21 protein-coding genes are annotated in these 22,106 nt (G+C 57.4%); 12 read left to right on the plus strand and 9 right to left on the minus strand.

What is annotated here, in order from left to right; genetic code table 11:
• Positions 1–8: 8 nt before the first annotated feature.
• A complete protein-coding gene (gene moaB, locus C7534_RS22675) occupies positions 9–548 on the minus strand; it encodes a molybdenum cofactor biosynthesis protein B (protein WP_077431667.1) in 540 nt (179 codons plus the stop codon).
• An 80-nt stretch (positions 549–628) separates the two neighbouring features.
• Here moaB and mobA point away from each other — a divergent pair, with 80 nt between their 5' ends.
• Positions 629–1,237 (plus strand): molybdenum cofactor guanylyltransferase MobA, encoded by a 609-nt coding sequence (gene mobA, locus C7534_RS22680; protein ID WP_109787113.1) that lies wholly within the window; start codon positions 629–631, stop codon positions 1,235–1,237.
• Between the two features lie 72 nt (positions 1,238–1,309).
• Complete coding sequence (locus tag C7534_RS22685; RefSeq protein ID WP_046032385.1) at positions 1,310–1,531, plus strand: YgdI/YgdR family lipoprotein; 222 nt, start codon at positions 1,310–1,312, stop codon at positions 1,529–1,531.
• A 65-nt stretch (positions 1,532–1,596) separates the two neighbouring features.
• Here C7534_RS22685 and C7534_RS22690 read toward each other — a convergent pair whose 3' ends face one another.
• From C7534_RS22690 to C7534_RS22700, 3 genes are all read right to left on the minus strand, one after another.
• Complete coding sequence (locus C7534_RS22690; RefSeq protein WP_109787114.1) at positions 1,597–2,487, minus strand: pseudouridine synthase; 891 nt, start codon at positions 2,485–2,487, stop codon at positions 1,597–1,599.
• A gap of 71 nt (positions 2,488–2,558) precedes the next feature.
• Positions 2,559–2,876 (minus strand): transcriptional regulator, encoded by a 318-nt coding sequence (locus tag C7534_RS22695; protein WP_046032387.1) that lies wholly within the window; start codon positions 2,874–2,876, stop codon positions 2,559–2,561.
• 170 nt (positions 2,877–3,046) lie between these two features.
• Positions 3,047–3,283 carry a glutaredoxin family protein gene (locus C7534_RS22700; RefSeq protein ID WP_007973483.1) on the minus strand — a complete coding sequence of 79 codons (237 nt, stop codon included), beginning with the start codon at positions 3,281–3,283 and terminating at the stop codon, positions 3,047–3,049.
• 208 nt (positions 3,284–3,491) lie between these two features.
• Between C7534_RS22700 and C7534_RS22705 the strand changes: the two genes are divergently transcribed.
• On the plus strand, positions 3,492–5,204 hold the full coding sequence (locus tag C7534_RS22705) for a cation:proton antiporter (RefSeq protein ID WP_109787115.1): 1,713 nt from the start codon (positions 3,492–3,494) through the stop codon (positions 5,202–5,204).
• A 1-nt stretch (position 5,205) separates the two neighbouring features.
• Here C7534_RS22705 and C7534_RS22710 read toward each other — a convergent pair whose 3' ends face one another.
• Positions 5,206–6,414, minus strand: coding sequence for an ammonium transporter (locus tag C7534_RS22710; RefSeq protein WP_109787116.1), 1,209 nt, complete (start codon positions 6,412–6,414; stop codon positions 5,206–5,208).
• Positions 6,415–6,722: 308 nt separating this feature from the next.
• Here C7534_RS22710 and C7534_RS22715 point away from each other — a divergent pair, with 308 nt between their 5' ends.
• The 8 genes from C7534_RS22715 (at position 6,723) to C7534_RS22750 (ending at position 17,316) form a co-directional block, all read left to right on the plus strand.
• Positions 6,723–7,037: a DUF883 family protein gene (locus C7534_RS22715; protein ID WP_109787117.1), complete on the plus strand. Its 315-nt coding sequence runs from the start codon at positions 6,723–6,725 to the stop codon at positions 7,035–7,037.
• 1 nt (position 7,038) lies between these two features.
• The gene (locus C7534_RS22720) at positions 7,039–7,428 is read left to right on the plus strand and encodes a phage holin family protein (protein WP_046032392.1); all 390 of its coding nucleotides are present in this window, start codon (positions 7,039–7,041) and stop codon (positions 7,426–7,428) included.
• The gene (locus C7534_RS22725) at positions 7,425–7,766 is read left to right on the plus strand and encodes a hypothetical protein (RefSeq protein ID WP_046032393.1); all 342 of its coding nucleotides are present in this window, start codon (positions 7,425–7,427) and stop codon (positions 7,764–7,766) included. Before C7534_RS22720 ends, C7534_RS22725 begins: the two co-directional genes overlap by 4 nt.
• 157 nt (positions 7,767–7,923) lie before the next feature.
• Positions 7,924–9,255 carry a deoxyguanosinetriphosphate triphosphohydrolase gene (locus C7534_RS22730; RefSeq protein WP_046032394.1) on the plus strand — a complete coding sequence of 444 codons (1,332 nt, stop codon included), beginning with the start codon at positions 7,924–7,926 and terminating at the stop codon, positions 9,253–9,255.
• A gap of 151 nt (positions 9,256–9,406) precedes the next feature.
• Positions 9,407–9,811 carry a response regulator gene (locus C7534_RS22735; RefSeq protein ID WP_109787118.1) on the plus strand — a complete coding sequence of 135 codons (405 nt, stop codon included), beginning with the start codon at positions 9,407–9,409 and terminating at the stop codon, positions 9,809–9,811.
• 227 nt (positions 9,812–10,038) lie between these two features.
• Positions 10,039–10,665, plus strand: coding sequence for a response regulator transcription factor (locus tag C7534_RS22740; protein ID WP_046032396.1), 627 nt, complete (start codon positions 10,039–10,041; stop codon positions 10,663–10,665).
• Between the two features lie 8 nt (positions 10,666–10,673).
• Complete coding sequence (locus C7534_RS22745) at positions 10,674–14,318, plus strand: transporter substrate-binding domain-containing protein (RefSeq protein WP_109787119.1); 3,645 nt, start codon at positions 10,674–10,676, stop codon at positions 14,316–14,318.
• Positions 14,319–14,367: 49 nt separating this feature from the next.
• Positions 14,368–17,316 carry an HD domain-containing phosphohydrolase gene (locus C7534_RS22750; protein ID WP_109787120.1) on the plus strand — a complete coding sequence of 983 codons (2,949 nt, stop codon included), beginning with the start codon at positions 14,368–14,370 and terminating at the stop codon, positions 17,314–17,316.
• On the opposite strand, the gene C7534_RS22755 is transcribed toward C7534_RS22750, so the two are convergent.
• Both C7534_RS22755 and C7534_RS22760 read right to left on the minus strand, forming a co-directional pair.
• The gene (locus tag C7534_RS22755; protein WP_046032399.1) at positions 17,317–17,799 is read right to left on the minus strand and encodes a GAF domain-containing protein; all 483 of its coding nucleotides are present in this window, start codon (positions 17,797–17,799) and stop codon (positions 17,317–17,319) included.
• The gene (locus C7534_RS22760; RefSeq protein ID WP_046032400.1) at positions 17,796–18,686 is read right to left on the minus strand and encodes an ATP-binding protein; all 891 of its coding nucleotides are present in this window, start codon (positions 18,684–18,686) and stop codon (positions 17,796–17,798) included. The genes C7534_RS22755 and C7534_RS22760 overlap by 4 nt, the downstream gene beginning before the upstream one ends.
• A 166-nt stretch (positions 18,687–18,852) precedes the next feature.
• Here C7534_RS22760 and C7534_RS22765 point away from each other — a divergent pair, with 166 nt between their 5' ends.
• Positions 18,853–21,174, plus strand: a complete 2,322-nt coding sequence (locus C7534_RS22765) for a hybrid sensor histidine kinase/response regulator (protein ID WP_109787121.1) — start codon at positions 18,853–18,855, stop codon at positions 21,172–21,174.
• On the opposite strand, the gene C7534_RS22770 is transcribed toward C7534_RS22765, so the two are convergent.
• Both C7534_RS22770 and C7534_RS22775 read right to left on the minus strand, forming a co-directional pair.
• On the minus strand, positions 21,158–21,619 hold the full coding sequence (locus tag C7534_RS22770; RefSeq protein ID WP_046032402.1) for a MarR family winged helix-turn-helix transcriptional regulator: 462 nt from the start codon (positions 21,617–21,619) through the stop codon (positions 21,158–21,160). The genes C7534_RS22765 and C7534_RS22770 overlap by 17 nt on opposite strands.
• A complete protein-coding gene (locus C7534_RS22775) occupies positions 21,616–22,101 on the minus strand; it encodes a glutathione peroxidase (RefSeq protein ID WP_046032403.1) in 486 nt (161 codons plus the stop codon). Before C7534_RS22775 ends, C7534_RS22770 begins: the two co-directional genes overlap by 4 nt.
• Positions 22,102–22,106: the final 5 nt, after the last annotated feature.

Raw genomic sequence — 22,106 nt, forward strand, 5'->3', positions numbered from 1 at the left:
TACCTGGCTTACCCGCGGGATTCACAGGGTGCCGCCTGCTTCAAGTGGGCCACGAAATTGCAGGGACGATGACGAGAATCCAGCTGTTCGGCGAGAATGCCATCCCAGCCGGTGCGAACGGCATTGGTAGAACCTGGCAAGCAGCAGACCAGCGTCCCGTTGGCCAAACCGGCCAGAGCCCGGGACTGCACGGTCGAGGTGCCGATATCGGCAACGGAAATCTGCCGGAACAGTTCACCAAAACCATCCACTTGCTTATCCAACAGGCAACTCACCGCCTCCGGCGTGCTGTCGCGCCCCGTAAACCCGGTACCGCCAGTGATCAGCACCACCTGAACCACTTCATCGGCAATCCAATTGGCGACTTGCGCGCGAATTTTGTAGAGATCATCTTTAAGCAACACTCGAGCGGCCAGGTTGTGACCGGCTGCGCTCAAGCCGTCGACAAATACCTGGCCTGACGTATCGGTTTCCAGAGTTCGAGTATCGCTGACCGTCAGCACCGCGATGTTAAGCGGTGCGAACGGTACATCAGCCTTGGCTTTCATAGGCTCGTCCAGTTGTAGGAAAAACAGCTCGGTGTTATATCACAGCGCTTCAATTTTTCAGCGTCCCATGGAGACCTGCCATGACCTCGAATTCACCATTGCCACCCTGCTCCATTCTGCTCCTGGCAGGTGGTCGCGGCCAACGCATGGGCGGTCAGGACAAAGGTTTGCTGAAATGGCATGGCGAGCCGCTGATTGCGCACCTGCATCGAAAAACCCGTGGCCTGAGCGATGATTTGATCATCTCGTGCAACAGGAACCTGGACATGTACGCGCCGTATGCCGATCAGTTGGTCCATGACGACGAAGGTGATTTCCCTGGACCGTTGGCCGGGATTCGCGCGGGTCTCAAAGCTGCGCGCCACGCTCATCTGCTGGTGTTGCCGTGCGACGTACCTCGCATTAGCGCCGCCCTGCTCCAGAGCATGCGCGAAACTGCCAACCAGCATCCGGACAAACCGCTGATGCTGCGCCAGGGCGAACACTGGGAGCCGCTGCTGTGTATCATCCCGATCGCGCTTTGCGCGGCGTTCGACTCCGCATGGAATGACGGTGAACGCAGTCCGGGGCGCATTATGCGCAAGCTGGGGGCCAGCGCTCTGCAATGCGCCGAAAACGACCCTCGCCTGGCCAACCTGAATACCCCGGAACTGTTAAGCGCGCATAGCCCCGAGTCAGAACGACTCTAGCCAAGGAACTTGCGTGCGCTGTATACGTCTCAAGCTCAGTAATCAAAAGAATTCATATTTGGAGACACTCTCATGACTCAACGGATCCTCGCCACTTTCATGCTCGCCGCGGGCATCGCGACCCTCGCCGGCTGCGCATCGCCATCAGTGATTACCCTGAATGACGGTCGCGAAATCCAGGCCGTCGACTCGCCACGGTACGATGAAGAATCAGGCTTCTACGAATTCGAACAGCTGGACGGCAAGCAAACCCGCATCAACAAGGATCAGGTTCGCACCGTTAAAGAGTTGTAATCTTTGCCGCTCCGACCGGATACAAAAAGCCCGCTTAATGCGGGCATTTTCGTGGGCGGTATTTTTCACCACTGCAACGTGATAGTGCTTTCAAAGACTCTTTCCTGGCCGGTGACCGGGTCCAGAAACCGCAAGCCCTGTGCGAGCAATTTCAGCGGATTGGCATAGTCATCTTCAATGTCATTGAGCACCTGCGGATAAAACGGGTCGTTGCAGATACTTGCACCCAGCGCAGTCATGTGTACCCGCAATTGATGTTTCTTGCCCGTCACCGGGTAAAGCGCATATCGCCACAGGTCTCCGTTCTTTTCCCGAACCTCGACTGCTGTCTCGGTGTTGCAGATGCCTGGACCTTCCTGCATGCGAAAAAACGGTTCGCCATCGATGAGACGACTTTTATGAACCAATGGGAAAGACAGCTCAGGCAAGGCACGGGCGATTGCTTCGTAGCGTTTCTCGATTTGTCGTGTTGGAAATAACGACTGATACGCTGAACGGCTCTGAGGGTTAGCCGAAAACAGCACCAGCCCCGCCGTATGCCGGTCAATGCGATGCAACGGCACCAGATGAGGGTTATCCAGTCGACGAATCAGCCTGCGCAGCAGCGTCTGCTCCACGTATTCGCCAGCCGGCGTCACTGGCAGAAAGTGCGGCTTGTCTGCGACGACCAAGTGCTCGTCGGCATAGAGAATCGTCTCGAATACCGGGATCGGCTTCTCGTCCGGCACCTCACGAAAATAATGAATCCGCAGGCCTTCCTTGTAGGGTAGATCAACCGTGATCGGCATTCCGTGCCCGTCCAGCACCCGACCACGCGCCACTCTGTCCAGCCATTGGTCACGGCCGATAGCGCTGAAGTGTTCGCACAGGCAATCGATGACGGTCTGCCACGAACCAGGCGGCAGGTAGAGTGTGCTGGCCTGGTTGTGTGCCGCAGAAAAAGTTGAAGTGGACATACGAACGTTCTGACCCTCGATACAAGCCGGCATTATCCAACAGCAGCCGAGTCGAACCTAGCAGAGAATCCTCATGCTGGAATTTGTGCGCGCGCCGCCGCTTCGGTGAACTCCTTGAGCCAGCGCAATACATCGACGGCTTCCCAGCGAGCAGGATCGTAAAGCGCGTACAACAACCCCTGATAGCCCACGACATCCAGCTGCCGGTGGTAACCCGCACGCTGGAACAACGCCTCGATTTCGGCAAAACAGGTATTGAAATGCACTTTATTGAAGGGCGTTTTGCCTTCCGTCACCAGACCGTCCAGACGCAATTCGAGGACGGCCTCGCGCACAACATCGACCGACATCCGGTTCACGCTGTTTTTCAGTTGTTCGACATTGACCACGATTTATCCCTCTCATACCCCGAACCGCCTGCCCATCCCCGAAAACCCGGGATGGAATGGCAGTATTACGAATAGCTGTATGCGCATACAGTATCCGAAGAGTATCGATTAAGCCAAGGGGATCAATCGCAAAGTTCGACGGGCGGGACCGCCGACCACACAAAAAACGCTTAACGCAAGAACGCCACTACCTCATCGGCACTGAATGGCCACCCCAATTCAGCGCCGGTATCGACTCGTCGCAACACCGGAATGCGCAGGCTGTAGGCGGCGAACCAGGTTTCGTCGTCAGCAATATCGACCAGCTCGACCAACAGGCCACGTTCGACAAACTCCATCAGCATGGCTTCGGCGACTTCACAGAGGTGGCACCCAAGAGTGCCGAACAGCTGACATTCAGGAAGCATGTGCGCTCAACCGAAAAAATTAAGTGTCTATTCTAGGCCTGCCCTGAAAAACCGTCGAGCCGTTGAATCTTCTGCTCAGGAGGATGAATCGCAAGGGCGGGCGGTATAACCCTGATGCAAATCAGTCGCCGCTCGTGCCATTTAAGCAATGCTCACGTTTTTTTTGCTTCTACGCTTGAGTAGCCAGTGTCTATCAGCGGAGTTATTCGTGTTTGCCAATCTCTTGATAATCCTCGTTTCCTCTCTGGTGGTCATCGCGCTGTTCCAGCGCCTGCGATTGCCACCGGTTCTGGGCTATCTGTGCGTTGGGTTGATGATTGGTCCGACCGCCTTCGACTGGGTGAATGAAAGCGAAGGGTTGCCATACCTTGCCGAGCTCGGTGTGGTGTTCCTGCTGTTCTCGCTCGGTCTCGAGTTTTCCTTGACGAAAATGATCGCATTACGCCGTGTGGTGTTTGGTCTTGGCAGTTTGCAAGTGCTGGTCAGCGGACTCTTGCTGGGTGTTTTGTTGATAATGTTCGGGATGCCGACCACACCTGCTTTATTACTGGGCGCGGGACTGTCGCTGTCGTCCACCGCCATTGTCAGCAAGGAGTTGAGCAGCCTCGGCGAAATTTTCAGCAGTCATGGCCAGAATGCCATCGCGGTACTGCTGTTCCAGGACGTTGTGGCCGTCTTGCTGCTGACCCTGGTGCCCGTGTTCGCCGGCAGCAGCGATCAAGCCTGGTACTGGGCGCTGCCCCTGACACTGGTAAAAACCGTGGTGTTGTTTGGTGGTCTGATGCTGGTCAGTCGCTGGCTGCTGCCACGGTTGTTCCACGAAGTCGCTGCTGCCCGTTCTCCCGAACTGTTCGTACTGCTGGCGCTGGTCATTGTTCTGCTGACCGCCTGGCTGACTCACTTGCTGGGCCTTTCCCCGGCCTTGGGCGCGTTTCTCGCCGGCATGCTGTTGGGTGAAAGTCATTACCGACACCAGGTCGAGGCGGATATCCGTCCGTTTCGCGACATTCTGCTCGGGGTGTTCTTCGTCAGCATTGGCATGCTCATCGACTTGAATTTGTTTGCCAGTCACGCCCCGCTGATCCTCGCTATGACACTGGGGTTACTGCTGATCAAGGGCATCGTGATGGCGCTGTTGGTCAAATGGCGTGGCAGCGATGGCGAAACCGCCTGGCGCAGCGGCATGGCACTGGCCCAGGGGGGAGAGTTCTGCTTTGCACTGATGGCGCAAATGCAACAAAACGATCTGATTCCCGCACAACTTAGCGGCCTGCTGCTGGCCGCCACCTTCTGTTCGATGCTGGTCACGCCACTGATGCTACGTGCGGCCCCGACTATTGCCAAGCGCCTGCACCGCAAGTCCAACAGGGAAGCAAAACTTGAAGAAATCAGCGCCTTGAACGCAGAGCTCGACAAGCATGTCGTCATTTGTGGTTACGGTCGCGTTGGTCAGTCCATCGGTCGCTGCCTGCGCCAACAGCAACAACCTTACATTGCGCTGGACCACGATTCGGTACGGATCGAAGAAGCGGCCGTCAGCGAAAGCTGCGTACATTACGGAGACTCCCGACGCGGCGAACTGCTGGAGGCCGTCGGGTTGGCGCGCGCCAAACTGCTGGTGATCGCCGTGGACCAGGCTGAAATCGCGCTGGAGATCCTCAAGGAGGCCCGCCGGCTCAATTCAAGTGTGCCGATTCTGGTCCGCACCCGGGACGACAGTCAGCTGGCCGAATTGAAAGAGGCCGGCGCCAACGAAGTCGTGCCCGAATTGCTGGAGTCCAGCCTGATGCTCGCCTCCCATGCGCTGATCATGCTGGGACTACCCGCCCATCAGGTACAGGAACGAGTCGATCAGATACGGCACGATCGCTACCGGATGCTCCACGGTTTCTATCCCGGGGCTGTAGATGAAGAGAACTGATTCAGTCCTGACTGACGGCGCCAATCTTGTGCACCGACAAATCCGCGCCGTAATACTCTTCTTCCTGGCTCAAGCGCAGCCCGTGAAACGCCTTGATCGTCCCATACACGGCAAAGCCACCGGCCAGCGCCACGACCACACCCAAAGAGGTTCCGATCAACTGGCTGATCAGGCTCACCCCACCCAAACCGCCCAGCGCGGTCTGACCAAAAATGCCGCACGCGATGCCACCCCACGCACCACACAGACCGTGCAACGGCCACACACCCAGCACATCGTCGATGTGCCATTTGCCCTGCGCCGCGGTAAAACACCAGACAAACAGCGCGCCAGCGATGCCCCCCGTCACCAGCGCACCCACCGGGTGCATCAGGTCGGAGCCAGCGCAAATGGCCACCAGACCGGCCAATGGGCCGTTATGCAGGAAGCCAGGGTCATTGCGTCCGACAATCAGCGCCGCCATGGTTCCGCCGACCATGGCCATCAACGAATTCACCGCCACCAGTCCGCTCACGCCTTGCAGCGTCTGAGCGCTCATGACGTTGAAGCCAAACCAGCCGACAATCAGGATCCACGAACCCAACGCAAGAAATGGAATGCTCGACGGCGCAAACGCCACCAGACGACCGTCGCGATAGCGCCCCTGTCTTGGCCCGAGCAACAACACCGCCGCGAGCGCCAGCCAGCCGCCCATGGCGTGAACCACTACCGAACCTGCAAAATCATGGAAGCTGGCCCCCACATGGACCAGCAACCAGGCTTGCAAACCAAAATTGCCATTCCAGATCATGCCTTCAAAGAAGGGGTAGATGCACGCCACGATCAGCGCTGTCGCACACAACTGCGGGACAAACCTGGCGCGCTCGGCAATGCCGCCGGAAATGATCGCCGGAATGGCCGCGGCGAAGGTCAGCAAAAAGAAGAATTTCACCAGTGCGTAACCATGGTCGGCGTTGATCACCGCTGCCGGTTGCAGGAAGGTAACGCCATAGGAAATCCAATAGCCTATAAAGAAGTAGGCCAGGGTCGAAATGGCGAAGTCGCTGAGAATCTTCGACAAGGCGTTGACCTGGTTCTTTTGCCGAACCGTGCCAACCTCAAGAAAGGCGAAACCGGCGTGCATGGCCAACACCATGACTGCGCCGATAAGGATGAACAATGTATTGGAGCTGTGGACCAGACTGTCCACCGCGCTTTGCAGATTTTCCATGGAGTTTGGCAGACCTTAAGGCTGAAAAAAGCACCAAAGCAGTTCGCGCAGGCAAACGATGCACCAGTTTGCGGCTCACCTGGATCGAATCACTGATCCCTGCGAACCGTTTTGGCGCATAGAAGCGTCACCCTCGCGCGAGTTTTGATTGTTTGCGTCAGGGCTTTACTGAAATCATGCCCGGCAACAGCGCATCAGCACCGGCAAACGCACCACGACACAGCAAAAGTTGTACCAGTCATTTGTAATGAACCTTCGCGCAAGGCTCATACTCGAACCCATCAGAAGCCACAGACGGAGATCCACCCATGGCCAGCATCAAGGCAAAGACTGCTCAAGAAATCCTGATGAACGATTTTCAGACTCTGGTCAGCGACACCGAACGGTTGCTGGAACACACCGCCACCCTGGCCGGTGATCAGGCTGATGAGCTGCGTAACCAGATCCACGACAGCCTGTTGCGTGCCCGGGAAACCTTGAAGTTGACCGAAGAGTCATTGAAAGAGCGCGGCCAGGCAGCGGTCACCGCGACCGAGGATTATGTTCAGGCCAACCCATGGCAATCGGTCGGGATCGCCGCCGGGGTGGGCTTCCTGATTGGCCTGCTGGCTTCTCGGCGCTGATATGTCTATCGGCGAATCCAGCTCGTCTGCGACGGGCACAAGCGCTACATCGCGACGCCTGGGCGCCGCTTTTCTTGGACTGTTGCACAGCCATGTCGAACTGTTCGGCATCGAGTTGCAGGAACAAAAAGCGCGCACCGTAAGCCTGCTGCTGTTTGCGGGCCTGGCGCTGGTCTTTGCATTACTGCTGCTGGTGGGGTTGTCGACACTGGTGTTGATCGTGTTCTGGGACACTTATCGCCTGGCCGCCATCATCGGGCTCTGCGTGTTCTATACCTTGGCCGCCATATTCTGTGGGCTGCGTTTGAAAGCAGCGGTCTTCGATGAGTCCTCGCCTTTCCATGGCACCCTGCAAGAATTGGCCAACGATCGGGAGCGTCTGCTGCCATGAGCCTGCCTGAACTGCCTCATAACAGCTCGCGCGCGGAAATGCGCAAGGCGTTGATTCGCCTGCGCATGGAAATGCACCGTCAGGAAATTCGCCATGAATCCAGGGAACTGCTGCTGCCCTTGCAGCGGATGCGCGGTATGACGCAAAACCTGCAGGAGAATTTTGGCATCAAGCATGCTCCGCTCTGGGGCGTGGCGGCTGTCACTTTGCTGGGCTTCCTGACCGGCAAAGGCGCCAGACGCGGTGGCGTCAGCAGCCTGACTCGCCTGGTACGGCTGGGCACCAGCCTGGCGCCCTTGATCAAACTGGTCCTGCAAAGCAATTCACGTAAAGACTGAATAGCATGCTTGCAACACCCGCGGGACGAACCTCTTTATCGAGAGGTTCGATCCTGTGTGTCCATCGACATCGACGCCGCCGGGCGCCAGTTCCACTTGCAGGCACCGGCGCGAACCCGGAAGCTAAGGGCTCAGTCACCTGACGGAGAGACCCGCCTTGGATTGGCAAACCCTGCTTACCCGCGAACGCCTCGGAAAACCTCTGCACAGCCCGGAAGAACTCGGCCGCAGCCCTTTCCATAAAGACCATGACCGCATTATTTTCTCAGGCGCTTTTCGCAGGCTTGGACGCAAGACCCAAGTCCATCCGGTCACCAGCAACGATCATATCCATACGCGCCTGACCCACTCACTGGAAGTCAGCTGCGTCGGCCGCTCACTGGGCATGCGTGTGGGCGAAACCATTCGCGACGCCCTGCCCGACTGGTGCGACCCGAGCGATCTGGGAATGGTGGTGCAATCGGCCTGCCTGGCCCATGACATTGGCAACCCACCCTTCGGCCACTCCGGCGAAGACGCCATCCGACACTGGTTCCAGCAGGCCGCAGGCCGTGGTTGGCTGGATGCCATGAGCGAAGTCGAACGCAACGATTTCCTCAATTTCGAAGGCAACGCCCAAGGCTTCCGGGTGCTCACTCAGCTTGAGTACCATCAGTTCGACGGTGGCACGCGGCTGACGTATGCCACGCTGGGTACGTACCTGAAGTATCCCTGGACGGCGAAGCACGCGGACTCACTGGGTTACAAAAAGCACAAGTTCGGCTGTTATCAGAGCGAACTGCCGTTGCTGGAGCAGATCGCTCACAAACTCGGCCTGCCACAACTGGAAGAGCAGCGCTGGGCGCGCCATCCATTGGTGTACCTGATGGAAGCCGCCGATGACATCTGCTACGCGCTGATCGACCTGGAAGACGGTCTGGAAATGGAGTTGCTGGAATACGCCGAAGTCGAGTCTTTGCTACTCAACCTTGTGGGCGACGACCTTCCGGAAACCTATCGCCAACTCGGTCCACTGGATTCGCGGCGTCGCAAACTGGCCATCCTGCGGGGCAAAGCCATCGAACACTTGACCAATGCTGCGGCGCGCGCCTTCGTCGAACAACAGGACGCCCTGTTGGCCGGCACACTGCCCGGTGATCTGGTGGAGCACATGCATGGCCCGGCCAAGCGTTGCGTCTTGAATGCCAAAGACATGGCCAGAAAAAAGATTTTCCAGGACAAACGCAAGACGCTGCATGAAATCGGCGCCTACACCACGCTGGAAATTCTTCTGAACGCGTTTTGCGGAGCGGCGCTGGAACAACACAACGGTCGAACGCCCTCGTTCAAAAGTCGTCGCATCCTTGATCTATTGGGGAACAATGCACCCGATCCTCGCGGGCCTTTGCATACGTCTTTCTTGCGCATGATCGACTTCATCGCCGGTATGACCGACAGCTACGCCAGTGAAATGGCCCTGGAAATGACCGGTCGTTCAAGCCGCGGGTGAATCCCCCTCGACCAGCTGTTCAGATTGCCTGAAGAGCTGGTTGATGTTCACTCGCAAACAGAATCGCCCTACATCGTGCGCAGCGCTGGCTGATCGACTGCCTGCCCTGCTGGCGCAATAATCACCGTCCACTCTGCTCGACACATGAAGCATGAAAAATGTCAGGTTCAAACACGATTGGCGCATCTTGCTGGTGGAAGATCATCCCTTTCAGCTCAAAGCGACCCAATGCCTGCTAGAGAGTTATGGCTTCACCCAACTCACCGCCTCGGACAGTGCCGCGAGCGCTTTACGCCGGATGCTCGAGTCTTCACAGCCCTTCGACATTCTTCTGTGTGATCAATGCCTGCCGGATCTCCCGGGCCTTGATTTGATCGAGTTCGCCAGCCACCAGGGAATGATCAAGCAAGCGATACTTCTAAGCAGTCTGACACCCCGAGAACTGGACGAGCTCAAAAAAACAGCCGACGAACATGATCTCCCCTTACTGGGTTACTTGATAAAACCATTGCAACAATCAGATTTTAGAAATCTGTTGACCCTGGCCTCACTATAAGTCCTTTAATCCAACACACTTAATACACTAACTATAGATTTAGAGTCCGGCTCACACATATAACATATCCATTGATCTTCATTAAAAACCTAGTTGAGGTGTAGTCCATATCCTCTTTGATTGTAGGATTTGTCCTATATCACTGCTATCGGCTTGTCAGTTCATGCGCCCCCTCAACTATCTGAGCTAAGGTGCGCGCTTTATTTGAGCTCGCATGGGATCTGATTATGAACTCCGTATTTATTGTCGACGATCACCCCGTTATCCGTCTTGCCGTCCGAATGTTGCTCGAACATGAGGGGTATAAAGTCGTCGGCGAAACTGATAATGGGGTCGACGCCATGCAGATGGTTCGCGAATGCATGCCGGACCTGGTGATTCTCGACATCAGCATTCCCAAACTGGATGGACTGGAAGTCCTCTCGCGTTTCAACGCCATGTGCACCCCGTTAAAAACGCTGGTGTTAACCGCTCAGTGCCCGACACTGTTCGGTATTCGCTGCATGCAATCCGGTGCCTCGGGGTATGTATGCAAACAGGAAGACCTCAGTGAACTGGTGAGTGCAATCAAAGCGGTGCTCTCGGGCTACAACTACTTTCCCAGCCAGGCATTGAACCCTGTCCGTAGCGATGACTCGCGATACGCCGATCTGGAACTCTTCAAGTCGGTCAACGACCGGGAGTTGATGGTATTGCAACTGTTTGCACAAGGTCGCACCAATAAGGAAATTGCCAAGGGCATGTTCCTGAGCAACAAGACGGTCAGCACCTATAAAAAGCGCCTGATGCAAAAACTCAAAGCCAAATCACTGGTTGAACTCATCGATATGGCAAAACGTAACGCCTTAGTGTGAGAGACCGGATGCCCAGTCGTTTAAAGGACTATCTAATACTGATAACCGCAGGCTTTTGTCTGAGCCCCTCAGTGTCTGCGGCACATTCCGCCAGCGAACATTTCACCTTGCTCAGTCGATCAATGGTCGGGCACATGGAAGTCCAACTGGATTCATCACAACGACACTGGATCAACAATAAACGTGAACTGATCCTCGGTACTTCAGCCCCCGACTACCCGCCATTCGACCTGACGCAAAGTGGCAACGACTATGAAGGCTTCACCGCCGATTATGCGGGAATCCTTGGCAAGGCCACCGGCCTGCCAGTCAAGGTTCAGCGCTATGCCTCCCGGGAAGACGCGATCGGGGCACTGGAAAGCGGCGCAGTCGACATGCTCGGCAGTGCCAACGGATTCGAGGCACGTAACGCCAATATTGTGCTTTCAGCACCTTACGCCGCGGATCAACCTGTTCTGGTGACACGGGAAGGAGAAACCCGATCCCTGACCGATGGCCTTGCCGGGTTGCGATTGAGCATGGTGTACCACTATTTGCCCATGGAAGAAGTCAAAGCCCTGTATCCAAAGGCGATCATCACGTCCTACCCCTCTTACCAGAATGCAATCAACGCCGTTGCTTTCGACCAGGCCGATGTCTTTCTTGGCGACACCATTTCCACCCATTACCTGATCAACAAGGGCTACCTGAACAACATCCGGATGGCGAACTTCGGTAAGCACGAAGTCCACGGCTTCAGTTTTGCCGTGCACAGGAACAACCCGGACCTTCTTGGGATTATCAACGCGATACTGATTGCCACGCCCACCAGCGAGCGAGAAAACATCGCCAAGCGCTGGAGTGCCGGCAGTGACATTCTTCTCACCGATCACAAGCTGCAACTGACCGGTCGCGAAGAACGCTGGCTGGCGCAACATCCGGTCGTGCGCGTAGTGGTCAATGAAGCGTTTGCGCCGCTGACGTTTTTCGATAATGACGGCAACTTTCGGGGAGTCACCGCCGACCTGCTGGAGCTGATCAGGTTACGCACCGGACTGCGCTTCGAGATCCATCGAACTCGAAGCGATGACGAGATGATCGAGCGAGTCAGTCACCATCAGGCCGACCTGATTGCCGCGCTGCTACCCAGCACACAACGTGAAACGCTGCTGAACTTCAGCCGTCCCTATCTGGAAAACTCCTTTGTCCTGCTGACGCGCAAAGGGGCTGGCAGCTCGACAAACCTCACACAGTTTTCAGGCAAGCGCCTGACGATTGCCCAAGGTAACCCGATGGTGGATTACCTGCGCCATCAGTATCCGCACATCAGTCTGATCGAAACACCGGACACCTTCAGTGCGGTGCAACTAGTTGCAGAGGGCCAGGCTGACGGTGCGATCAATTCACTGGTGATCGCCAACTACTTTGTTTCATCCAGAATCTTCGAAGACACCCTTCAGATCACTTCCACTCTTGGCACTCAGCAGGCGGCGTTCTCTTTGGCGACCGGGCGTGATGCCAAGGAATTGAGTGCCATCCTCGACAAGGCGCTGCTGAGCATTACCCCGGAAGAGTTGGGCATCATCAACAGCCGCTGGCGGGGTTACGCGTCGACTTCGCAAAACACCTGGCAAAGCTATCACCGGGTGTTCTATCAGGTGGTCCTGGGGGTAGGCGTGCTGCTGCTGATTTCCATTGCCTGGAACGCTTACATGCGTCGTCAGATAAAACAGCGTCAGTCGGCCGAGCTCGCGCTGAATGATCAACTTGAGTTCATGCGGTCGCTGGTCAATGGAACGCCGCATCCAATCTACGTGCGTGATCGGCAGGGGTTACTGCAAAGCTGCAACGACAGTTACCTGGAGGCCTTTAGTGCGAAATACGAAGACGTGATCGGCAAAAGCGTCATTGAGGGCAAGATGAGCAATGCTTTCGAAGCGCGTGAATACGAGACGGATTACCAGCGCGTCATGAGTGAAGGGATACCGCTGATTCTCGATCGCACGCTGCACATCGGCAATCGCCAGATGACGATTTATCACTGGGTTTTGCCTTACCGGGACTCAAGCGGTGAAGTGCAGGGCATCATCGGCGGCTGGATCGATATCAGCGAACGGCGACAACTGTTCGATGAACTTCGCGCCGCAAAGGAACGTGCCGATGAAGCGAACCGGGCCAAAAGCACCTTCCTGGCGACCATGAGCCATGAAATTCGCACCCCGATGAATGCAATCATCGGCATGCTGGAACTGACCCTCAAACGTATCGAAGCGAATCATCCAGACCGACCCGCCATCGACGTCGCCTACAACTCGGCAAGAGACCTGCTGGAACTGATCGGGGACATTCTTGATATTGCGCGAATCGAATCCGGGCACCTGAGTTTGAACCCGGAACGCGTCAACCTGGGCGAAACGATGGCTTCGGTGGTCAGGATCTTCGACGGCCTTGCCCGCCAGAAAAACCTGCGCCTGCTGCTCGACTTCAACCCTGCCCAAATGCCAACCGACGTCCTGTTAGACCCGATGCGCTTCAAGCAGGTGCTGTCCAATCTGGTCAGCAACGCCATCAAGTTTACCGAACAAGGTCAGGTCCGGATTGTGAGTGAGTTGCATGCCACTGACGAAACCGATCGGGTTTTGTTGCGTTTGCAGGTTCAGGACAGCGGAATCGGCATCAGCGAACAGGATCAACAGCGCCTGTTCGAACCCTTCGCTCAGGCGACCCATAGCGCGCAGTCGACTCGTGGGGGGGCGGGGCTGGGTCTGGTGATCAGCCGCACGTTGTGCGAGATGATGGGTGGCAGCCTGCAATTGCGCAGTCAGCCCGGTGTCGGTACTCAGGTCGAGATTTCGCTGCAAATGGCCACGTTGCCGCCCGAGCCGGTAACGAACACCGCCGAAGCGCCTGTTCCCCCCACCTCATCCCCCTTGAATGTCCTGGTGGTCGATGATCACCCGGCCAATCGCTTGCTCATGTGTCAGCAACTGGAGTTTCTGGGGCACCACTACTGCGCTGAAACGGATGGCCAGACCGGGCTGGATGCATGGAAAAACGGAGGGTTCGATCTGGTGATTGTCGATTGCAACATGCCTGTCATGAACGGCTATGAACTGGCCCGTCTGATTCGCCAACACGAACGGCAACAGCCGCGCGCGGCCTGCACCTTGCTGGGCTTCACCGCCAACGCGCAGCCGGAAGAAATACAGCGCTGCAAAAAGGCCGGAATGGACGACTGCCTGTTCAAGCCCCTCAGCTTGATGGCGTTGAGGCACTGGATTGAGCGCATCAAACCGATCGCCCGCGAGCCGGCATTCAGCCTCGAAGGGTTGCAACTGCTGACCGGCGGCAATCCGAAGCTGGACCAGCGTTTGTTGTCCGAACTGCTGAACAGCAATCGACTGGACCGCCAGGAATTGCTGGCGCTATCACAATGCAAAGACCGCCAGTCGTTCCTGGACGTCGCTCACAAAATCAAGGGCGCGGCCCGCATCGTCCAGGCGAGTCGAGTGATCGACAGTTGTGAGGCACTCGAAAGCGCCTGCCATGACGTTTTCCACCCCGAAGATGTCGCCAATTGCACCAAGGCGATAGAGCTCACCATGCTCGAACTGGAGCAGGCATTGCAGCAACAAATAGGGCACAACGACCGAAGCAGAAAGAAAGAGCCTTAACTATGCTTGAGCGCTGAGCAGTGTGTTAACCATCACGGAGAGACCAGTAATGTCCAGCCCACTGCGCACCGATCAACGACGGCTTCCGCTGCACGTCCATATCAGCGTGATGTTTACTTTCCTGCTGCTGCTCACGGGCGTGGTGCTGGGCATTTTTAATTACCACCAAACCACGCAGATCATCCTGTCCAGCAGCGAAAAACTGTTCAACCGCATCGAGCAGGATGTCCGGCTGGACCTGCAAGGCACCTATGAACCGATTCGCCACCTGTTGAGCTTGTTGGTGGACAACCCGGCAACCGAGGCGCCCGCGCTGGAGCAACGACTCGCACTGCTCAAGCCCTTTAGCCAGTCGCTCAAAAGCAATCCCAACCTGGCCTCGCTGTACCTGGGATACAGCAATGGCGACTTTTTCATGGTACGCCCCCTGCGAACCCCGGCCCTGAGAACACTCACTAATGCCCCGGACTCGGCGGCCTATCAAGTCTGGAGCATTGAGCGTCCGGCTAGCGGTGAGAAAGCGCGGTCCCTGTCACTGTTTTTTGATCAGAAGCTGGCCCTCATCAACCGCCAGGATAACCCCGACGAAACCTACGATCCGCGCACTCGCGCCTGGTTTACCAGCGCGCGCCGCGATGAAGGCCAGATCACGACCGAACCTTATGTGTTTTTCTCCACCCACAATGTCGGCACCACCCTCGCCCTGCGCAGTGGCGAGAACGCGGTAATGGGCGCCGACCTTACCCTCGCCGAACTCTCCGCGACGCTGGCCAAGCATGTGGTGACGCCGCATACCGAGATCGTCCTCTTCGATAGCAAGGGCAATGCCGTTGCCTACCCCGATAGCAGCAGGCTGATCGTCGACGACCAGACTGCACGCTTGATCAAGGCGACCGATTTGAACCCGGCACTCGCTGCCTTGCTCACCCATCCACCCGAAGGTAATCGCCTGGATGCGGCCGGTCGCCAATGGATCGTGGCCCGCAGCAGCATGCAGGAAGGCGGGCCTGAAGGATTGCAGCTGGCGCTGTTGGTGCCGGAAGATGAATTGCTCGTCGATGCCTACCGCATGCGCTGGCAAGGGGCGCTGGTGACGTTGGCCACGTTGCTGTTGTGCCTGCCGCTGGGTTGGCTTACCTCGAGGATTCTGGTCAAGCCCCTGCGCGCACTGGTGCAGGAAGCCGATGCGATCCGCAGTTTCGATTTCAACTTTCCCGTCAGCCGGCGCTCGCCAGTACTTGAAGTTGACCAATTGAGCGTGTCGATGGCGCGCATGAAGGACACCCTGGCGAGCTTTTTCCAGATCACTGACAGCTTGAGCGCCGAGACCCGTTTCGCCCCACTGCTGCAACGAGTGTTGTTCGAAACCGTGAAAATCGGGCAGGCCCAGGCGGGTCTGATCTACCTGCGCGAACAGGATGGCGATCGCATGGAGCCTCATGGTCTGGTGATCAACGATACCTCCCAGGCGTTGCAGGCGTTCGGCATTGAAGGCCACAAACTTCATGACCCACAGAGCCCTCAGTGGATGCAGCAGTTGTCGAGCGCCGACAACGTCGTCACTAGCCTGGGCTACGAAAATGCCGCCGACCTGCAAAAAGTGATGCTCGTACTGGAATGCCCACGGGTTCATCTGATCGGCATCCGGTTGCACAATCGGCATAACGAAACCGTAGGCCTGCTGATCTTCCTGTTGGCCGACAGCGGCACACAAAGCGACCTGGAAAAGCTTCGTCCTGACCGCATCGCGTTTCTCCAGGCAGTGTCCGGCGCAGCGGCGGTGAGTATTGAAAGCCAGCGCCTGCAGGCCAGACAAAAACAGCTGCTGGACTCCTTTATTCAACTGCTGGCTGGCGCCATCGATGCCAAGAGTCCTTACACCGGTGGGCATTGTCAGCGGGTGCCCGCGTTGACGCTGATGCTCGCTCAGGCTGCCGCCGCCAGTCAGGAGCCGGCCTTCAGTGGCTATCAGCCCACGGAAGATGAATGGGAAGCCCTGCACATTGCCGCCTGGCTACACGATTGCGGCAAGGTCACGACCCCTGAGTACGTGGTCGACAAAGCCACCAAACTTGAAACCCTGAACGACCGCATCCACGAAATCCGCACGCGTTTCGAAGTGCTCAAGCGCGATGCCTGGGTCAACTACTGGCAGGCCATCGCCCAGGGCGGCGACGAACGCCAGCTTAGCGAATTGCGCGATACTCGCCTGGCAGAACTGGATGATGATTTTGCCTTCATCGCCCACTGCAATCTGGGCGGCGAGGCCATGGCTGAATCCGACCTGCAACGTTTGCGCAGCATTGCTGAACGCACCTGGACCCGAACCCTGGATGATCGGCTCGGGGTTTCATGGGAGGAGAATCGCCGCCAGTCACGTACTCCGGCGCCGACGCTACCGGTCAGCGAGCCATTGCTGGCGGACAAACCCGAGCACGTGTTCGAACGCGCCGAAAGCGAGCTGATCCCGGCTGATAACCCATGGGGTTTCAAACTCGATGTACCGCACTACAAGTACAACCGCGGCGAACTCTACAACCTGAGCATTACCCGAGGCACGCTGACGCGCGAGGAGCGTTACATCATCAATCATCACATGGTGCAAACGATCCTGATGCTCAGCCACCTGCCCTTCCCCGCGCACCTCAACAACGTCGCGGAAATCGCCGGCGGCCATCACGAGAAAATGGACGGCACCGGTTATCCAAAACAATTGAAACGAGAAGAAATGAGCCTGCCGGCGCGGATGATGGCGATTGCCGATATTTTCGAAGCGCTGACCGCTGCCGACCGCCCCTACAAGAAGGCCAAAACCCTGAGCGAAGCGCTGGGCATCATGGCCTTCATGTGCCGTGACGCCCACATTGACCCAGAGCTGTTCGGGCTATTCATCAACTCACAAATCTATTTGCAGTACGCGAAACGATTTCTCGATCCGGCGCAGATTGACGCCGTCGACTCGTCAAGCCTGCTGGCCAAGGCAGGCCTGCCAGCGTGATCAGCAATCGGTCAGGCGCAGGAATATCGCTGCCAACCGTTCGATACCGGCCTGATCTTCAGCGGTAAAACGCGCAAGCTTCGGGCTGTCGAGGTCCAGCACACCGATCAATCGACCGTCCTTGACCAAGGGCACCACCAACTCGCTGTTCGACGCACTGTCACAAGCGATGTGACCGGGAAATGCGTGCACATCTTCAACAAGCTGGGTCTGCAATGTTGCCGCTGCTGTGCCGCACACCCCCCTGCCGAATGGAATGCGTACACAAGCGATCTGGCCCTGGAACGGACCGAGCACCAGTTCTTCATTGCGATTGAGGTAGAAACCGGCCCAGTTCAAGTCATCGAGCTGGTTGAACAGGAATGCCGAGAACTGTGCCGCATTGGCAATGAAATCACGCTCATCGGCCAGCAATGATTCCAGCTGCGCCCACAACATGCCGTAACCATCCAGCCCTTGGCCGCTCTTCTGTAAATCAATCATGCTTTGTGCTCCAACAGCTTGAGCCCGACCCAATAGCGGGCAAATTGATAAGCGCAACGTCCATTGCGATTGCCTCGGCCGCCGGCCCAACGCACCGCGAGGATGTCCAGTGCTTCGTCACGCTGCCACTCAAGGCCGGCCTTGCCGGCCAGTTGACCGATCCAGTGTTCAACGACGTTGAGGAAATGTTCCTGAGTAAATGGATAAAACGACAACCACAAGCCGAAGCGGTCCGACAACGCGATCTTGTCTTCCACTGCCTCGCTGGGGTGCAGTTCGCCGTCGACGCGCTTCCAGTTTTCGTTATCACTTTCCTTCTCCGGTACCAAATGGCGACGGTTGGAAGTGGCGTACAGCAAAACGTTGTCCGGCGCTTGCTCGAGGGAACCGTCGAGTACACTCTTGAGCACGCGATAGTCGCCCTCACCCGACTCAAACGACAGGTCATCGCAGAACAGCACAAAGCGCTGCGGCAACTTGGCGATCTGCTCGACCACTCGCGGCAAGTCGGCCAAGTGATCGCGCTCGATCTCGATCAGGCGCAGGCCGGCGTTGGCGTGCTCGGCCAGCAAGGCACGCACCAGCGACGATTTACCGGTGCCGCGCGAGCCCCAGAGCAAGGCGTGGTTGGCCGGCATGCCGTCGAGGAACTGTTGGGTATTTCGACCCAACTGCTCCAATTGACGATCCACGCCGATCAGGTCGGACAGGCGCATGTCGAGGCTGACGTGCAGCGGCAACAGAAAACCGCTGCGCCCCTCTCGTTGCCAGCGCGCCGCCAGGCACTGATTCCAGTCGATGGCTTGCCGGTGGGCCGGCAACAGCGGTTCGATACGGGCCAGGACGGCATCGGCGCGTTCAAGAAAAGCATTCAATCGGGCGTCCACGTCTTCTCCTCGGGCACGTTCACAGTAATGATGGCGATACAGCGACGACTACACAGCGTTCGGTGCCCGGTTCATCCCAGGCTCAGGGGTTCGCGAGAACATCGGAATCCATGCATGATCGACTATGCTTGAGCAGCGAAAGGAAACGGAAGTGGTTCAACACCCCATGGATATCAAATTCACCCACCGGCTGTCATACAAGCAAGCCCGGCTGACTGTGCTGGTCGGTTTCATTCTGGGCACGCTGCTCAGCCTGCTGCAAATAGGCATCGATTATGCCAGCGAAGACGCCTCCATCAACCGCGAAATATTGTCTTTGCTGGAAATCAGCCACAACCCAGCCTCACGCATCGCCTACAACATCGACGCCGAACTCGCCCAGGAACTAGCCATGGGCCTGATGCGCTCGCCGGCAATCATCGGCGCGAAACTGACCGACAACAACAATGTCGTGCTCGCCAGCGTCAAGCGCCCGGGTCTGCAAAGCGGTTATCGAGTGATCAGCGACTTCCTGTTTGGGGCCAACCGGCAGTTCGAAGACCGCCTCTTTCTCGATCATCTGCCTGACGAATCCCTTGGGACCTTGCAACTTGAAGTCGATACCTATGCCTTCGGCAGCCGCTTCCTGCGTCGGGCCGAGGTGACGCTACTCAACGGTTTTGCGCGAAGCCTGATCCTGACAGGCATTCTTCTGGCGCTGTTCTACGTGATGCTGACCAAGCCCTTGGTGCGGGTCATTCGCGAACTCAGTGGCCGCGATCCGCGTAGCGCGCAGCCGACCTGGCTGGAATACCCGGCGGGGCATGAACACGACGAAATCGGTGTGTTGGTCAAAGTCGCCAACCAACAATTCGAAAACATCGCCACCGAAATCCAGCAACGACGCAACGCCGAAAACCGCCTGACCGACTACCTCAGTCAACTCGAAAACATCGTCTCGGCACGCACAGCGGAACTCAAGGCGATCAATGCCCGGCTCAGCCAATCCAATCAGGAACTGGAAACCGCTCGCACCACCGCCATCGAGATGGCAGAAGCACGCTCGGTATTTCTGGCCAACATGAGCCATGAAATTCGCACCCCCCTTAACGGCCTGTTGGGGATGATCGCGTTGTCGCTGGACGGTCCACTTACGGCCGAGCAACAGCAACAACTGTCGATTGCCCATGACTCGGGCAAAGTGCTGGTGGAACTGCTCAACGATATTCTCGACCTGTCCAAGTTCGATGCCGGTCAGCTGGAACTCGAACACATTCCGTTCGACCTTGGCGCGCTGGTCGAAGACACCGCCAACCTGCTGTCTCAAAATGCGGCGCCCAGTGTAGAGCTGACATGCCTGATCGAGCCGCAATTTCCGGCGCTGGTATTGGGGGACCCGACTCGCGTGCGGCAGATCGTCAGCAATCTGTTGTCCAACGCGCTCAAGTTCACCCGCTTCGGTCGGGTCGATTTACGCCTGTCCACGTTCGAAGACGGCGTCAGAATCGAAGTCTGCGACACCGGTATCGGGATCGCCCACGATGCCCAGGTCAAGATCTTCCAGCCGTTTACCCAGGCAGGCGCAGGTATTACCCGACAGTTCGGCGGTACGGGACTGGGCCTGGCCCTCACCTATAACCTCTGCGAAGCCATGCAGGGACGTCTGACCATCAGCTCGGAAGCCGGTTTCGGTAGCCAGTTCTGCGCCGACCTGCCGCTGCCCGTCCACACCCGCGCCGTATCTCCGGCACCGCTGCCCGGGAAGGTCATTGCGATCACCGCCGCCAGCAGCGGTCTGGCTGAACTGCTGAAAGCCCTGTTACCCGCCTGGGGGCTCGACTATCAACAGCGCTCCATTGATGACTCGTTACTAGGGCTTGAGCCTGATGTACTGATCACCGACTGCCCCGAATGCCTGTTTGGCCTGCGCCCTACCCTTGCCGCGCCGATTCTGCTGGTGACCGCTTATGGCAACTTCATGCCCAGCGAACAGGTGAGCGCCCTCGCGCCGCTGCAGCAACAGGCACGTCCGCTGGCGCGCAATGCGCTATACCAGGCCTTGCAACGGGTTTTGTTTGCGCAAACCACGACAATCAACGGAGCGCGCACCGAAGCCCTTCCCCATCAGCGGCGCGGGCGCGTGTTGCTGGTCGAGGACAACCCGGTCAATCAATTAGTGGCCAAGGGCATGCTCGGAAAACTCGGCTGCGAGGTCATCGTCGCCGCTCACGGCGCCGAAGCGCTGGATCAGCTTGAATACAGCGATTTCGATCTGGTGTTGATGGACTGCAACATGCCGGTGATGGATGGCTACGAAGCCAGCCGGCAAATTCGCCACAGCGGACGCTGGCCACAATTGCCCATCGTCGCGCTGACCGCCAACGCCATGTCCGAAGAACGCGAACGCTGCCGTGCGGCGGGCATGAGCGACTACCTGGCCAAACCCTTCCGCCGCGAAGAGCTGGCCGCCCTGCTCGATTTGTGGATTCCCACTACGACAGCGCTTTGATCTGCCCCAGCAAATGGTCAAGCCCCTCGCGCAGATCATTCAGGCGGTCCAGATCCACTCCGCTGTCACACAGCAGGCTCGCCTTGAGTGGGCCGACTTGATCACGCAATGCCTTGCCAGAAGGCGACAGACTCAGGTGCACCTCTCGCTCATCGCGGGCCGAACGTTGACGCTGCACCAGTTGCAGTTGCTCAAGACGTTTGAGTAACGGCGTCAAGGTGCCGGAATCCAGCGCCAGACGCTCGCCCAGCGCCTTGACCGTCGGTTGCTCGGGGGCGGCCTCCTGCCATTCCCACAACACCAGCATGGCCAGGTATTGCGGGTAAGTCAGGCCGAGCTGATCGAGCATCGGCTTGTAGGCCCGGATCACCGCCCGGGACGCGGCGTACAGCTTGAAGCAGAGCTGGCTGTCCAGCTTCAACGAATCAACTGACACGCTGTTCATTTGAGCAGAGCTTCAATCTCGCGGCTCAAGTCCTGCGGTTTGGTCGCCGGAGCAAAGCGCTTGACCAACTGACCGTCCTTGCCGATCAGGAACTTGGTGAAGTTCCACTTGATGCCCTGCGAACCCAGCACCCCCGGAGCACGTTTTTTCAGTTGAACGAACAACGGATGGGCGCCTGCACCGTTGACTTCAATCTTCTTGAACAGCGGGAAGCTGACACCAAAGTTCAACTCACAAAATTCGGAAATCGCCTCTTCGTTGCCTGGCTCCTGTTTACGGAACTGGTTGCACGGAAAACCAAGGACGACCAGCCCCTGGTCCTTGTAGGTTTGCCATAACTCTTCCAGCCCTTTGTATTGCGGAGTGAAGCCGCACTTGCTCGCCGTATTGACCACCAGCACTGCTTTACCGGCGAAATCAGCCAGGGTCTTTTGTTCACCCTTGATGGTGGTGCAAGGGATGTTCAGCAGGTTGTCGCTCATGGTTT

This window comes from Pseudomonas sp. OV226, assembly GCF_003148705.1.
Taxonomy (GTDB): domain Bacteria; phylum Pseudomonadota; class Gammaproteobacteria; order Pseudomonadales; family Pseudomonadaceae; genus Aquipseudomonas.